General features: G+C 38.1%; 17 protein-coding genes. 16 read left to right on the top strand and 1 reads right to left on the bottom strand.

All coding sequences use genetic code 11. From position 1 onward, the window contains the following. Positions 1 to 8 precede the first annotated feature (8 nt). The 6 genes from AB2B49_RS05300 (at position 9) to AB2B49_RS05275 (ending at position 4,603) form a co-directional block, all read left to right on the top strand. The gene (locus AB2B49_RS05300) at positions 9 to 554 is read left to right on the top strand and encodes an NUDIX hydrolase (RefSeq protein ID WP_000393795.1); all 546 of its coding nucleotides are present in this window, start codon (positions 9 to 11) and stop codon (positions 552 to 554) included. Between the two features lie 11 nt (positions 555 to 565). After that, a complete protein-coding gene (gene macP / locus AB2B49_RS05295; RefSeq protein ID WP_071850913.1) occupies positions 566 to 877 on the top strand; it encodes a cell wall synthase accessory phosphoprotein MacP in 312 nt (103 codons plus the stop codon). Between the two features lie 15 nt (positions 878 to 892). Continuing rightward, a complete protein-coding gene (locus tag AB2B49_RS05290; RefSeq protein ID WP_061421082.1) occupies positions 893 to 1,585 on the top strand; it encodes a 5'-methylthioadenosine/adenosylhomocysteine nucleosidase in 693 nt (230 codons plus the stop codon). 76 nt (positions 1,586 to 1,661) lie between these two features. Then, the gene (gene rocS / locus AB2B49_RS05285) at positions 1,662 to 2,156 is read left to right on the top strand and encodes a chromosome segregation protein RocS (protein ID WP_000021252.1); all 495 of its coding nucleotides are present in this window, start codon (positions 1,662 to 1,664) and stop codon (positions 2,154 to 2,156) included. An 81-nt stretch (positions 2,157 to 2,237) separates the two neighbouring features. After that, on the top strand, positions 2,238 to 2,831 hold the full coding sequence (locus AB2B49_RS05280; protein ID WP_320691982.1) for a 3'-5' exonuclease: 594 nt from the start codon (positions 2,238 to 2,240) through the stop codon (positions 2,829 to 2,831). 8 nt (positions 2,832 to 2,839) lie between these two features. Next, on the top strand, positions 2,840 to 4,603 hold the full coding sequence (locus tag AB2B49_RS05275) for a glycerophosphoryl diester phosphodiesterase membrane domain-containing protein (protein ID WP_044020848.1): 1,764 nt from the start codon (positions 2,840 to 2,842) through the stop codon (positions 4,601 to 4,603). A gap of 38 nt (positions 4,604 to 4,641) precedes the next feature. Here the strand turns inward: AB2B49_RS05275 and AB2B49_RS05270 are convergent, their stop codons facing one another. Then, positions 4,642 to 4,941: a YbaB/EbfC family nucleoid-associated protein gene (locus tag AB2B49_RS05270; RefSeq protein ID WP_000981515.1), complete on the bottom strand. Its 300-nt coding sequence runs from the start codon at positions 4,939 to 4,941 to the stop codon at positions 4,642 to 4,644. A 440-nt stretch (positions 4,942 to 5,381) separates the two neighbouring features. Between AB2B49_RS05270 and AB2B49_RS05265 the strand changes: the two genes are divergently transcribed. From AB2B49_RS05265 to lacA, 10 genes are all read left to right on the top strand, one after another. Then, positions 5,382 to 6,089 carry an IspD/TarI family cytidylyltransferase gene (locus tag AB2B49_RS05265; protein ID WP_084943574.1) on the top strand — a complete coding sequence of 236 codons (708 nt, stop codon included), beginning with the start codon at positions 5,382 to 5,384 and terminating at the stop codon, positions 6,087 to 6,089. A gap of 4 nt (positions 6,090 to 6,093) precedes the next feature. Then, on the top strand, positions 6,094 to 7,116 hold the full coding sequence (locus AB2B49_RS05260) for a ribitol-5-phosphate dehydrogenase (RefSeq protein WP_044020846.1): 1,023 nt from the start codon (positions 6,094 to 6,096) through the stop codon (positions 7,114 to 7,116). Positions 7,117 to 7,132: 16 nt separating this feature from the next. After that, entirely contained in the window at positions 7,133 to 7,990 is an 858-nt protein-coding gene (locus tag AB2B49_RS05255) for a phosphotransferase family protein (protein WP_320691981.1), read from the top strand. A 1-nt stretch (position 7,991) separates the two neighbouring features. After that, positions 7,992 to 8,870, top strand: coding sequence for a DMT family transporter (locus AB2B49_RS05250; RefSeq protein ID WP_320691980.1), 879 nt, complete (start codon positions 7,992 to 7,994; stop codon positions 8,868 to 8,870). An 11-nt stretch (positions 8,871 to 8,881) separates the two neighbouring features. After that, on the top strand, positions 8,882 to 9,571 hold the full coding sequence (locus AB2B49_RS05245; RefSeq protein ID WP_000643950.1) for a sugar phosphate nucleotidyltransferase: 690 nt from the start codon (positions 8,882 to 8,884) through the stop codon (positions 9,569 to 9,571). Between the two features lie 189 nt (positions 9,572 to 9,760). Then, on the top strand, positions 9,761 to 10,237 hold the full coding sequence (locus tag AB2B49_RS05240) for a PTS sugar transporter subunit IIA (protein WP_000521979.1): 477 nt from the start codon (positions 9,761 to 9,763) through the stop codon (positions 10,235 to 10,237). Between the two features lie 37 nt (positions 10,238 to 10,274). Then, entirely contained in the window at positions 10,275 to 10,580 is a 306-nt protein-coding gene (locus tag AB2B49_RS05235) for a PTS sugar transporter subunit IIB (RefSeq protein ID WP_000590551.1), read from the top strand. Between the two features lie 54 nt (positions 10,581 to 10,634). After that, positions 10,635 to 12,110 carry a PTS galactitol transporter subunit IIC gene (locus tag AB2B49_RS05230; RefSeq protein ID WP_000382508.1) on the top strand — a complete coding sequence of 492 codons (1,476 nt, stop codon included), beginning with the start codon at positions 10,635 to 10,637 and terminating at the stop codon, positions 12,108 to 12,110. Between the two features lie 107 nt (positions 12,111 to 12,217). Continuing rightward, positions 12,218 to 13,114: an aldose 1-epimerase family protein gene (locus tag AB2B49_RS05225; protein WP_042768440.1), complete on the top strand. Its 897-nt coding sequence runs from the start codon at positions 12,218 to 12,220 to the stop codon at positions 13,112 to 13,114. A 286-nt stretch (positions 13,115 to 13,400) separates the two neighbouring features. Further along, positions 13,401 to 13,826, top strand: coding sequence for a galactose-6-phosphate isomerase subunit LacA (lacA, locus tag AB2B49_RS05220; RefSeq protein WP_000029277.1), 426 nt, complete (start codon positions 13,401 to 13,403; stop codon positions 13,824 to 13,826). The last annotated feature ends 29 nt before the right edge of the window (positions 13,827 to 13,855 follow it).

Genomic DNA, 13,855 nt, shown 5'->3' with positions numbered 1-13,855 from the left:
AGTTTGTCATGGAATTTGAAGAAAAAACGATTAGTCGGAAGGAAATCTATCAAGGTCCTATTTTCAAACTAGTACAGGATCAGGTGGAGCTACCAGAAGGAAAGGGTACTGCCCAACGTGACTTGATTTTTCACAATGGAGCTGTTTGTGTGCTAGCTGTGACAGCCGAAGACAAAATCGTTCTCGTTAAGCAATACCGAAAGGCTATCGAGGCGGTTTCTTATGAGATTCCTGCAGGTAAACTAGAACTTGGTGAAAATGCTGATCCAATGGCGGCGGCCCTTCGTGAATTGGAAGAAGAAGTTGCCTACACAGCTAAGTTAGAACTGTTGTACGATTTCTATTCTGCGATTGGATTTTGTAATGAAAAACTAAAACTCTACCTCGCTAGTGATTTGGTCAAGGTGGAAAATCCTCGCCCACAAGATGATGATGAAACTTTGGAAGTTTTAGAAGTAAGCCTAGAGGAAGCCAAGAACCTGATCCAGTCAGGTCATATCTGTGATGCTAAGACTATCATGGCAATCCAGTACTGGGAACTACAAAAGAAATAGAGGAGAAACCCATGGGAAAACCTTTATTAACAGATGAAATGATTGAACGTGCCAATCGTGGTGAGAAAATCTCAGGACCACCCCTTCAAGATGAGGAGGAAACCAAAATCCTGCCAACATCTTCACAACATTTTGGTTATTCACGTTCTAGAGACCACGGTTTTAGTCAAGATACCTTAACAATCGAAGTAGAGCCAACGATTCATAAGAGTCGCCGCATTGAGAATACCAAGAGAAATGTTTTTAATTCAAAACTCAATCGCATCTTGTTTGCAGTTATCCTACTTTTGATTTTGTTAATTTTAGCGATGAAACTCTTGTAATTGAAAGGACTTGAAATGAAAATTGGAATCATTGCTGCCATGCCAGAAGAACTCGTATATTTGACTCAGAATTTGGATAAACCTCAAGAAGTCCAAGTCTTAGGAAATACATACTACACAGGCTCTGTTGGCAATACTGAAGTCGTTCTAGTTCAGAGTGGGATTGGAAAGGTCATGTCAGCTATGAGTGTAGCTATTCTAGCTGACCATTTTCAGGTAGAAGCTATCATCAATACAGGATCAGCAGGTGCTCTTGCCGAAGGGATTGCTGTTGGTGATGTCGTGATTGCAGATAGACTAGCTTACCATGATGTGGATGTGACTGCTTTTGGTTATGCTTATGGCCAAATGGCTGGTCAACCTCTGTACTTTGAATCAGATAAGAAATTTATCGCTTGGATTAAAGAAAACTTATTTCAGTTAGAGCAGACATGGCATCTAGGCTTGATTGCCACAGGGGACAGTTTTATAGCTGGAGATGATAAGATTGCTAGTATCAAATCCCACTTCCCTGATGTTTTAGCAGTTGAAATGGAAGGGGCTGCTATTGCACAAGCGGCTCAGTCTCTTAATTTACCGTTCCTAGTCATTCGTGCTATGAGTGACAATGCCAATCACGAAGCCTCTGTCTCTTTTGATGAGTTTATTATCGAAGCTGGACGTCGTTCTGCCCAAGTCTTACTAGCCTTTTTAAAAGCCTTAGATTAAGCGGAAATTTGACAGTTTATCTAGCTTATGATAAGATTTAAATAAAGAAAAGCTAGAAAACGTTTCAGAGGATATTATGAGTATTGAAATGACCGTCAGTGAGATTGCAGAGGTCTTAGGACTATCTCGTCAAGCAATCAACAATCGTGTCAAAGAACTTCCAGAAGAGGACACGAAAAAAAATGACAAAGGTGTAACTGTAGTTACTCGAAGTGGCTTAATCAAGCTAGAGGAAATCTACAAAAAAACGATTTTTGAAGATGAACCAGTCAGTGATGATGTTAAACAACGTGAACTGATGGAAATCTTGGTCGATGAGAAAAATGCTGAAATTCTTCGTTTGTACGAGCAGCTCAAGGCAAAAGACCGCCAGTTATCAGAAAAAGATGAACAGATGCGTATCAAAGACCGACAGATTGCTGAAAAGGACAAACAGTTGGACCAACAGCAACAGTTAACTCTTCAAGCCATGAAGGATCAAGAAACCTTGAAACTCGAGTTGGACCAAGCAAAAGAAGAAGTCCAAGCAACCAAAAAAGGCTTTTTTGCTCGCCTTTTTGGAGGAAAATAAAGAAGCTGTTTGGGTTACTCACTAACCTAATGGCTTCTTTTATTGTTTATAGTTTAGTTTGGGTAGTAATTGAGGTAAATAATGGAAAAATTAAGAGATTATATCGCCTTTGATTTGGAATTCAATCAACACGAGGGGGTTACCCATTTAATTCAAGTATCGGCAGTCCGCTTTCAAGATGGACAAGAAAGTGCTGCTTTTGATTCTTATGTTCATACTACAGCCCCATTGAAGAGTTTTATCAATGGTTTGACTGGAATCACAGCTGAAACCTTGAAAGATGCGCCAAAAGTAGAACAAGTTTTAGAGGACTTTCAAGCATTTGTTGGCGACTTACCTATTGTTGGTTACAATGCAGATAAGAGTGATTTACCTATTCTCTTGGAGCATGGTATTGATTATCGTGACCAGTATAAGGTTGATCTATATGAGGAGGCTTTTGAACGCCGTAGTTCTGACCTACACGGCATAGCCAATCTTAAATTACAAACTGTAGCGAATTTTTTAGGCTTTCACGGGAAGTCTCATAACAGTTTAGAAGACGCCCGCATGACGGCGCGTGTTTACGAAGCTTTTTTGGAATCGGATGAAGGAAAGCTATTAATAGAAGACCAGAGTAGTTTTTCTATGAATAATCCTTTCGGTGGCTTAGATTTATCCCAATTTTTAGACTAGGAGTGCCTATGAAACCTGAAAAACCTAAAAAGCTAGGTTTTAGGAAGATATACTATAACCTAGATAAGATTTTATTTCTATTTTTCTTGATATTTATGATGGTTGAGTTTGTCTGGCTACCATTAAATTCGTGGATTGCTGGCATTCTTCTGAGACAAACCGGTTATTTGTTTATCTCCTACAATAACTTTTGGGCGATTATACAAGGCTCGCCTTTTATCAGTTTAGCCTTTCTCATCTTAATTGCAATCAATCTCCTGGTTGCCTATTTCCAGATTTGTCTTTTGTTTATCGGGGCTCGTCACCTTCTCTATCATGAAAAGAGAACTTTAATTGAGTACAGTAGAAAAGTATTTCACCAGAGCTTTCTATTCGTTAAGCGATTGAGCTTTTGTAAGATGGCCTTTGTCTTTTTTTACATTGCTATGCTTTTCCCGTTCATCCGTAAGATTTTAAAAATCTACTACCTCAACAAGATTATTATCCCTGATTTTATTGTGAATTATTGGGAAGGTAAGCATTGGCTGGTAGGTCTGATGATCATAGCATCCGCTTGGATCTTTCTCTACATCTCTGTCCGATTTATGTTTGCCCTTCCTAAGATTCTCTTTGAAAGAAAGACCGTAAGAGAAAGTGTGAAATATAGTCTCAAAAAGACAAAGAAAAATGTCCTTTTCTACTCTTGGCATCTCTTGCTCATTATCATTAAAACCTATCTCTTCTTCTTTGGTTTGTTAATTCCTTTGCTTTTTGCGCAAGCAGTGATGGATAATCTCACTCAAAAAGAGTCCTTGATTCTCGGTGTGATTAATTTTGTCTTGATTAAAAATTTCCATTACATGACCCTGACTTATTTCCTAGTGAAGTTTGTTTCCTTCCTTACAGGAGAGGAGTTGGAGATCATGCCAAGGCGAAAGAAAGATCATCTGATGAGATGGGGTGTCATGGGGTGTGCAAGCATCATCTTTGCCATAGAAGGCTACGTTTATCTGGAATCTCCGGATACCAATACACCTTTAGTGATTTCGCACAGAGGAGTAAGTAATAAAAACGGTGTTCAAAATACTGTGCAGTCTTTAGAAAAAACAGCTCAACTAAAACCAGATCTTATCGAAATGGATGTGCAGGAAACGAAAGACGGTCAGTTCGTGATGATGCACGATGCTAACCTAAAAAATTTAACAGGTATTAATGCTACGCCGCAAGATTTGACTCTGGATGAATTAACAAATACAGATATTTACGAGAATGGTTATCAAACAAAGATTTCAAGCTTTGATGCCTATTTAGAGCGTGCAAATGCTTTAAACCAAAAATTGCTGATTGAGATTAAAACCAGTAAAAAAGATAGTCCGCAAATGATGGACCATTTCCTCGAAAAGTATGGAGCGACTATCAAGAAATATGGGCATCAGATGCAATCACTAGACTATCATGTGATTGATAAAGTGTTGACTTATGATTCTGAAATTCCAGTTTACTTTATTCTCCCCTATAACAGTATCTTCCCAAGAACCAAGGCAACGGGTTACACTATGGAGTACTCGACTTTGGATGAATACTTTGTCAATAAACTCTGGGCAACTGATCAGAGACTCTATGTTTGGACCGTAAATGGTTCGGAGGCATTTGATAAAGCAGTTCGTCTCGGCGCAGATGGCATGATTACTGATGATCTTGAAATGGTCCAGTCACAAGTCACAACGGCTCAAGACGATCCGGAATATACGGAATTACTCTTAAAGAAAGCAATGGAATTCTTTGATTTCTAATAAAAAAAGAGAAACAGATGTTTCTCTTTTTTTGTGGATTAGAAAGGCAATTTTCCAGCGAAAGCTCCTAGTTTCTTCTTAGTCGTTTCATCAATTTGTTCAAGTGCTGCGTTAATTGCTTGCGCAGTCATGTCAGAAAGGGTTTCGAGATCTTCTGGATCTACAACTGCTGGGTTGAAGTCAATGCTGACAACTTTTTTGTCTCCAGTTAGGGTTGCTTGGACAAGGTCCTGAGCTGATTTTCCAACAAATTCCATGGCAGCGAGTTCTGCTTGGCTCTGTTCCATTTGTTTTTGAAGTTTTTGTGCTTGGCGCATCATGTTTTGCATGTTCATCATGGCGGTTTACAGTTTCCTTTTTCTATTATTTTCCTTTTTATTTTATCAATTTTAGGTGCAAAAGTCTATTATTTGTTTAATTCATTAGATATATGAACTTTTATAATGAGTCCCTTAAACAACTTTTAAGAAATTTACTATGCACACCTGGTATTCTTTGCGAAACAAATAAATTTCATTTAAGTTTTCTTTAAGGATTCTATTATATTCTAGAGAACTCTATGTTAACCGAACGTTAAGCAGAAAATATAGAGGATAACCTAATTTTATTTCTTAATTTGTTATATTCTTTCCAGATTTAGTAACACATTGTTCACTTTTTACCTTTAATGGTGTGTTGATTAGACTAAATGACGCTCTGTCTTTTTTTCATGATGGAGACAGATTGTGATATAATAGATGGTAATGAGTTTTTTAGAATAAACTAAAGGAGAATATAAATGATCTATGCAGGAATCCTAGCCGGGGGAACTGGCACACGCATGGGAATCAGTAATTTACCAAAACAATTCTTGGAGTTGGGTGATCGACCTATTTTGATCCACACAATTGAAAAATTCGTCTTAGAACCAAGTATTGAAAAAATTGTAGTTGGAGTTCATGGAGACTGGGTGTCACACGCTGAGGACCTAGTTGACAAGTATCTTTCTCTCCACAAGGATCGCATCATCATTACCAAAGGTGGGGCTGATCGCAATACCAGTATCGAGAAGATTATAGAAGCCATTAATGCCTATCGTCCAATCACTCCAGAAGATATCGTGGTTACCCACGACTCTGTTCGTCCTTTTATCACACTTCGCATGATTCAGGACAATATCAAACTTGCTCAAGATCATGATGCGGTTGACACAGTAGTAGAAGCGGTTGATACCATTGTTGAAAGTACAAATGGTCAGTTTATCACGGATATTCCAAACCGTGCTCACCTCTATCAAGGTCAAACACCTCAGACATTCCGTTGCAAGGATTTCATGGATTTGTATGGTTCCCTATCTGATCAAGAAAAGGAAATCCTGACGGATGCATGTAAAATTTTTGTTATCAAAGGAAAGGATGTTGCTCTAGCTAAAGGGGAATATTCAAACCTTAAAATCACAACTGTGACAGACTTGAAAATCGCGAAAAGCATGATTGAGAAAGACTAAGGCTATGATTAATCAAATTTATCAACTGACCAAACCAAAGTTTATCAATGTAAAATATCAAGAAGAAGACATTGATCAGGAGAATCATATCCTGATTCGTCCAAATTATATGGCGGTTTGTCATGCGGATCAACGTTACTATCAAGGGAAGCGTGATCCAAAGATATTGGCTAATAAACTTCCTATGGCCATGATTCATGAGTCTTGTGGAACTGTTATTTCAGATCCGACTGGGACTTATGAAGTCGGTCAAAAGGTAGTTATGATTCCCAATCAACCGCCTATGCAGAGTGACAAGGAGTTCTACGAGAACTACATGACCGGAACCTACTTCCTATCAAGTGGTTATGATGGCTTTATGCGAGAATTTGTCTCTCTTCCAAAAGATCGTGTTGTGTCTTATAATGACATTGAGGACACAGTTGCAGCCATTACTGAGTTTGTGAGTGTTGGTATGCATGCCATGGATCGTTTCTTGCATCTTGGTCATAGTAAGCGAGAGCGCATTGCTGTTATCGGAGATGGTAGTTTGGCCTTTGTTGTTGCAAATATTATCAATTATACCTTGCCAGAAGCAGAGATTATCGTCTTTGGTCGCCATTGGGAAAAACTAGAGCTCTTCTCTTTTGCAAAAGAGTGCTATATTACTGATAATATCCCAGAGGATTTGACCTTTGATCATGGGTTTGAGTGTTGCGGTGGCGATGGTACAGGCCCAGCTATCAATGACTTGATTCGCTATATTCGTCCACAGGGAACGATTCTCATGATGGGAGTGAGTGAATACAAGGTTAATATCAATACACGAGATGCTTTGGAAAAAGGATTGTTATTAGTAGGATCATCTCGCTCAGGACGCGTCGATTTTGAGAAGGCCATTCAAATGATGGAAGTTAAAAAGTTTGCAAATCGTCTGAAGAATATCCTTTATGTTGAAGAACCAGTGAGAGAAATCAAGGACATTCACCGTGTCTTTGCTACAGACCTAAATACTGCTTTCAAAACAGTATTTAAGTGGGAAGTGTAGAAGATGGAGGTTAATTGTGGAGAAACTCATCAAAGAAAAAATTTCTTCTTTACTATCTGATGAAGAGGAAGTACTCAGTGTTGAACAACTGGGAGGCATGACCAACCAAAACTATTTGGTCAAAACAACCAACAAACAGTATATTGTGAAATTTTTTGGTAAAGGGACTGAAAAACTCATCAATCGTCAAAATGAAAAGTATAATCTTGAACTTTTAGAGGATTTAGATTTAGATGTTAAAAATTATCTCTTTGATATTGAGTCAGGGATCAAAGTAAATGAATACATCGAATCAGCAGTAACTCTTGATTCAACATCAATCAAGTCCAAGTTTGAAAAGATTGCACCAATTTTACAAACCATCCACACTTCAGGGAAAGAATTAAGAGGAGAATTTGCTCCTTTTGAGGAAATCAGCAAATATGAATCCTTGATTGAGGGACCTATCCCTTATGAAAACTATGAAGCTGTAAGAAAAGATGTATTTTCACTAGAAAAGAGATTGGCTGATTTGGGTGTTGATAGAAAGTCCTGTCACATCGATTTGGTACCAGAAAACTTTATCGAGTCACCACAAGGTCGTTTGTATTTGATTGACTGGGAATACTCTTCTATGAATGACCCGATGTGGGACTTGGCAGCTCTTTTCTTAGAGTCTGAATTTACAAAACAAGAGGAAGATGATTTCCTTTCCTACTATGAAAGTGACAAAACGCCTGTATCACGTGAGAAAATTCGTATCTATAAAATCTTGCAAGATACTATCTGGAGTTTGTGGACAGTGTACAAAGAAGCTCAAGGGGCTGATTTTGGAGATTACGGTGTCAATCGTTACCAAAGAGCTGTCGAAGGTTTGACTTATTATGGAGGTTAGGATGAAGAATAAAAATGGTGTTTCCTTTGGTCTGCTCTCTGGAATTTTCTGGGGATTAGGTCTAACGATTAGTGCTTATATCTTTTCAATTTTTACAAATCTTTCCCCCTTTGTGGTGGCTGCTGCTCATGATTTCTTGAGTATCTTTATCTTGTTAGCTTTTCTTTTGGTAAAAGAAGGAAAAGTTCGCCTCTCTATTTTCTTAAATATTCGAAATGTGAGTGTTATAATCGGTGCTTTACTAGCAGGACCTATAGGTATGCAGGCCAATCTTTATGCGGTTAAATATATCGGTAGTTCTCTAGCTTCATCTGTATCAGCTATTTACCCAGCAGTTTCAGTTTTGCTCGCCTTCTTCATTTTGAAACACAAGGTTTCAAAGAATACAGTATTTGGTGTTTTCTTGATTATTGCAGCGATCATTGCTCAAACCTACAAGGTTGAACAAGTAAACTCGTTTTACATTGGGATTCTTTGTGCCCTGATCTGTGCCATTGCCTGGGGGAGTGAAAGTGTTCTCAGCTCCTATGCTATGGAAAGTGATTTAAGTGAAATTGAAGCCTTGTTAATCCGACAAATAACCTCATTCTTGTCCTATCTTGTGATTGTGCTCTTTTCTCACCATTCGTTTGCAGAAGTGGCAGATGGGCAGTTACTAGGCCTCTTGCTTGTCTTTGCGGCCTTTGATATGATTTCCTACTTAGCTTATTATATCGCCATTAATCGTTTGCAACCTGCGAAAGCGACAGGTTTGAATGTGAGCTATGTAGTTTGGACTGTCTTATTTGCAGTTATTTTCTTGGGTGCACCGCTAGATATGCTGACAATCATCACTTCACTTATTGTTATGGCTGGTGTTTATATTATTATTAAAGAATAAAGGAGATTCGTGTGAAAGCGATTATTTTAGCAGCGGGCTTAGGAACTCGTCTACGTCCTATGACTGAAAATACCCCAAAAGCTTTGGTTAAGGTTAATCAAAAACCCTTGGTAGAATACCAAATTGAGTTTTTGAAAGAGCGAGGAATTGATGAGATTATCATCGTTGTCGGTTACCTCAAAGAACAATTTGACTACCTAAAAGAAAAATATGGTGTTCGTTTAGTCTTTAACGACAAGTATGCTGATTACAATAACTTTTACTCACTTTATCTAGTAAAAGAAGACTTAGCTAACAGCTATGTCATCGATGCAGATAACTATCTTTTTAAAAATATGTTTCGAAACGATCTTAAACGTTCTACCTATTTTAGTGTTTATCGCGAAGACTGTACCAACGAGTGGTTCTTAGTTTATGGTGATGACTACAAGGTTCAAGACATTATTGTTGACAGCAAGGCTGGTCGCATTCTGAGCGGAGTTTCATTCTGGGATGCACCAACTGCTGAGAAGATTGTTGGCTTTATTGACAAAGCTTACGAAAGTGGTGAATTTGTTGATCTCTACTGGGACAACATGGTTAAGGATAATATCAAAGAATTAGATGTCTATGTCGAAGAATTAGAAGGAAATAGCATCTATGAAATTGATAGTGTAAAAGATTACCATAAATTAGAAGAGATTTTATCTACTATTGAGTAAGGAAATAGAAGAAGGCTTGGCCTTCTTTTTTTGTGTATTTTATAACAAGAATGTTTGATATTGATTGTATTCTTTAAATGAAACAAAAATTACAAAAAAATGAACAAAATAAAACAAAAATTATTGACAACGATTTCATATAGTGTTATACTTATAGCATAAAAGATAATTGAAAGAAGGGAAAATGTTATGGGATTAGATCATTTCTTTGACAAAAACCTGGTGTTTTGCTTAGAAGCGGATAATCAAGAACAACTCTTTGATCAGGTAGCAAGCTTGTTGGAAGAACGAGAAATTGTCACTCCAACTTATCGTGAAGCCTTGATCACGCGTGAAAAGTCATTTCCAACTGGCTTAGATATGGAATTTCTAGGTAAGGACTTGCCAAATGTAGCGATTCCTCATACAGATATTGTTCATAATCTGGCTGAGAAAGTTGTAGTTGTTCGATTAGAAAAACCAGTAACTTTTCACAATATGATTGCTCCTGATAAGGAAGTAGAAGTATCCCTACTCTTCTTTATCATTAACAACTCAAGTTCAAGTCAAACAAATATTCTGGCTCAGTTGATGGACTTTTTCACAGGAAATGGACATCTGGAAGATTTATCAAAAATTTCTGAACCAGAAAAACTTTATGCTTACATTGCTGAAGCAACCGCTTAATCTTGTCTATTAAAAAATAAAATCGGAGGAAATCCAAATGATTAAAATTCTTGCTGCCTGCGGTGCAGGTGTTAACTCAAGTCACCAAATTAAAAGTGCTCTAGAAGAAGAACTTTCAAACCGTGGTTATGATGTTCACTGTGATGCCGTCATGGTGAAAGACGTAAACGAAGACCTTATCAAGGGCTACGATATCTTTACACCAATCGCTGCAACTGACCTTGGTTTTGAACCTGGTATTCCAGTAATTGAAGCTGGACCAATCTTGTTCCGTATTCCAGCGATGAGCGCTCCAGTATTTGACAATATTGAAGCAGCTATCAAAGAACACGGACTAAGCTAATTTATTCTTTATCTTGTTAACATTCATATAACTAAAAAAACGGGAGGAACTATTATGGATGTCATTATCGAACTAGCCAATAAGATTTTCAAGCCAGTCTTGGAAATGGGTGGTCCTATCATCATGCTGATCATCTTGACAGTATTGGCTTTACTATTTGGAGTGAAATTCTCCAAAGCGCTTGAAGGTGGTATCAAACTTGCCATCGCCCTTACTGGTATCGGTGCTATCATCGGTATGCTCAACGGAGCTTTCTCAGCATCACTTGCAAAATTCGTTGAAAATACTGGTATTCAATTGAACATCACTGACGTTGGTTGGGCACCACTTGCAACCATCACTTGGGGATCTGCATGGACACTTTACTTCTTGCTTGTAATGTTGATTGTCAACATTGTGATGCTTGCAATGAAGAAAACAGATACACTTGACGTCGATATCTTCGATATCTGGCACTTGTCAATCACTGGTCTTTTGATCAAATGGTACGCAGACAACAATGGAGTTAGCCAAGGGGTTTCACTCTTCATCGCAACTGCAGCAGTTGTCCTTGTAGGTATTTTGAAAATCATCAACTCTGATTTGATGAAACCAACTTTCGACGACCTTCTTAATGCACCAAGTTCATCACCAATGACTTCAACTCACATGAACTACATGATGAACCCAGTTATCATGGTCTTGGATAAAATCTTTGATAAAGTATTGCCTGGTCTCGATAAATATGACTTTGACGCTGCAAAATTGAACAAAAAAATCGGTTTCTGGGGATCTAAATTCTTTATCGGTTTCATCCTTGGTATTGTTATTGGTTTGATGGGGACTCCACACCCAGTTGCTGGAGTAGAAGGAGCTGATAAATGGGAACTTGTTATTAAAGGTTGGTTGAGCCTTGGTTTGACTGCCGGTGTAGCTTTGGAACTCTTCTCACTTATCGGATCATGGTTCATCGCAGCCGTAGAACCACTCTCACAAGGTATTACAAACGTTGCTACTAAACGTCTTCAAGGACGTAAATTCAACATCGGTCTTGACTGGCCTTTCATCGCTGGTCGCGCTGAAATCTGGGCTTGTGCTAACGTACTTGCTCCAATCATGCTAGTAGAAGCTGTGCTTCTTTCAAACGTCGGTAATGGTATCTTGCCACTTGCAGGTATCATCGCTATGGGTGTGACTCCAGCTCTCTTGGTTGTTACACGTGGTAAATTGCTCCGTATGATTATCTTCGGAACACTCTTGTTGCCTCTCTTCCTTCTTTCTGGTACTCTTATCGCTCCATTTGCAACTGAACTTGCTAAAGGTGTAGGTGCCTTCCCAGAAGGTGTGAGCCAAACTCAATTGATCACTCACTCAACTCTTGAAGGACCAATTGAAAAACTATTTGGTTGGGCAATCGGCAATGCTACAACAGGTGATATCAAAGCAATCCTTGGTGCAGCAGTCTTCCTTGTATTCTATGTAGGTATCTTTGCTTGGTATAGAAAACAAATGATCAAACGTAACGAAGAATACGCAGCAAATGCTAAATAATTCGCTCCTATAAAATGTAAATTGTGAAAACTAGGTTGTTAATTTCCTACATTGGGAGTGGCAACCTAGTTTTTTATATAAAGATCTAAAAATAGTTGGAGAATATTATGGTAATTGAAATCAAATCAGACCAGTTAACGGTCCAGTTTAAAACCTTAGGTGGCGCCTTGTCGTCGATCAAGGATCGAGAAGGCATTGAATACTTGTGGCAAGGAGATGCCACTTACTGGAGTGGACAAGCTCCAGTACTTTTTCCAATCTGTGGCTCTTTAAGAGAAGATACAGCCTTCTACAGTCATGCAGATGGAACGGAGACGAAAGGAAATATTCCTCGTCATGGTTTGGTCCGTAAAAAAGAATTTGACTTAGTTGATCAAACAGAAAACAGCGTAACCTTTGCTATCGAATATGATGAGAATACTTATCAGAACTATCCTTATCATTTCCGCCTTGAAATCACTTATCTAGTGAATGGCAAGACTGTCCGTACTCAATACAAAGTTTTCAATAGAGAAACTAATAAAGTAATGCCATTCTTTATAGGAGGACATCCAGGCTTTAATTGCCCTCTACTAGATGGCGAAACTTATGAAGATTACTATTTAGAGTTTGAGAAAGAAGAGACTTGCTCTGTTCCTCGTCCTTTCCCAGAAACTGGAATGTTAGATTTCCAAGATAGAAGTCCATGGTTGGATTCTCAAAAGGAAGTGGACCTCAGTTACGATCTGTTTAGTGTTGATGCAGTGACTTTGGATGAGTTGCAATCCAGAACAATTTCCCTTCGTTCTCGTAAACATGAGAAGGGATTAAAAGTACACTTCCAAGAGTTTTCAAATCTCATCATTTGGTCAACTTTGAATAAGGGACCATTCATTGCTTTTGAACCATGGTCTGGCTTGTCAACATCTCTTGAAGAAGGAAATCATCTAGAAGATAAGAAGAATGTTCGTCTCCTAGAACCTGATCAAGTAGATCAGATTGGCTTTGATATTGAAATATTTTAGATAAAAAACCACAAAAACAAACATTTACTGTTGACTTTTTCTATAAATAGGAGTATATTATGTTTGTAAGCAACAAATGGTGTTTGTAACAAACAAATAATCACTTGTTATATTCTCTTTCGAGGAGAAAGTTTGTTTCTAGGAACTTGATTTCCTAGACTTGGATAAGCTATCGAACAGCTTATTCAATCAAATTTGTCAATAAACTGCTAGAAAGTCTTTTGTAGGTAAACTGCTAACTATAAAAGTCTTTACTAGCCTAGAATAATAAAAAGGAGTATACAATATGTCTATTGTTATCGGTGCAGATGCTGCAGGTTTGAGATTGAAAGAAGTTGTGAAAGACTTCTTGGAAAAAGAAAACTTCCACGTTGTGGATGTTACAGCTGAAGGTCAAGACTTTGTTGATGTGACTCTTGCTGTTGCTGCAGAAGTAAACAAAGAAGAACAAAACCTTGGTATCGTGATTGATGCTTATGGTGCTGGTCCATTCATGGTCGCAACTAAAATCAAAGGAATGGTTGCTGCAGAAGTATCTGACGAACGTTCAGCCTATATGACTCGTGGACACAACAACTCACGTATGATCACTATGGGTGCACAACTTGTTGGTGATGAATTGGCTAAAAATATTGCTAAAGGTTTTGTTAACGGTAAATACGACGGTGGTCGTCACCAAATTCGGGTTGATATGTTGAACAAAATGTGCTAATTAGATTACAGTAAGAAAGGTAAGTTAAA

The organism is Streptococcus jiangnanensis (assembly GCF_040888325.1).
GTDB classification, from domain to species: Bacteria; Bacillota; Bacilli; order Lactobacillales; family Streptococcaceae; genus Streptococcus; species Streptococcus jiangnanensis.
This window is presented reverse-complemented; position numbering and strand designations above follow the sequence as displayed.

Bases quoted from the DNA above. Each gene is read 5' to 3' on its own strand.
- AB2B49_RS05260 (WP_044020846.1), top strand. From the start codon at position 6,094: ATGATTAATCAAATTTATCAACTGACCAAACCAAAGTTTATCAATGTA.
- AB2B49_RS05275 (WP_044020848.1), top strand. From the start codon at position 2,840: ATGAAACCTGAAAAACCTAAAAAGCTAGGTTTTAGGAAGATATACTAT.
- AB2B49_RS05265 (WP_084943574.1), top strand. From the start codon at position 5,382: ATGATCTATGCAGGAATCCTAGCCGGGGGAACTGGCACACGCATGGGA.
- AB2B49_RS05250 (WP_320691980.1), top strand. From the start codon at position 7,992: ATGAAGAATAAAAATGGTGTTTCCTTTGGTCTGCTCTCTGGAATTTTC.
- AB2B49_RS05270 (WP_000981515.1), bottom strand. From the start codon at position 4,941: ATGATGAACATGCAAAACATGATGCGCCAAGCACAAAAACTTCAAAAA.
- AB2B49_RS05280 (WP_320691982.1), top strand. From the start codon at position 2,238: ATGGAAAAATTAAGAGATTATATCGCCTTTGATTTGGAATTCAATCAA.
- AB2B49_RS05240 (WP_000521979.1), top strand. From the start codon at position 9,761: ATGGGATTAGATCATTTCTTTGACAAAAACCTGGTGTTTTGCTTAGAA.
- AB2B49_RS05235 (WP_000590551.1), top strand. From the start codon at position 10,275: ATGATTAAAATTCTTGCTGCCTGCGGTGCAGGTGTTAACTCAAGTCAC.
- AB2B49_RS05230 (WP_000382508.1), top strand. From the start codon at position 10,635: ATGGATGTCATTATCGAACTAGCCAATAAGATTTTCAAGCCAGTCTTG.
- AB2B49_RS05300 (WP_000393795.1), top strand. From the start codon at position 9: ATGGAATTTGAAGAAAAAACGATTAGTCGGAAGGAAATCTATCAAGGT.
- lacA (WP_000029277.1), top strand. From the start codon at position 13,401: ATGTCTATTGTTATCGGTGCAGATGCTGCAGGTTTGAGATTGAAAGAA.
- macP (WP_071850913.1), top strand. From the start codon at position 566: ATGGGAAAACCTTTATTAACAGATGAAATGATTGAACGTGCCAATCGT.
- rocS (WP_000021252.1), top strand. From the start codon at position 1,662: ATGAGTATTGAAATGACCGTCAGTGAGATTGCAGAGGTCTTAGGACTA.
- AB2B49_RS05225 (WP_042768440.1), top strand. From the start codon at position 12,218: ATGGTAATTGAAATCAAATCAGACCAGTTAACGGTCCAGTTTAAAACC.
- AB2B49_RS05290 (WP_061421082.1), top strand. From the start codon at position 893: ATGAAAATTGGAATCATTGCTGCCATGCCAGAAGAACTCGTATATTTG.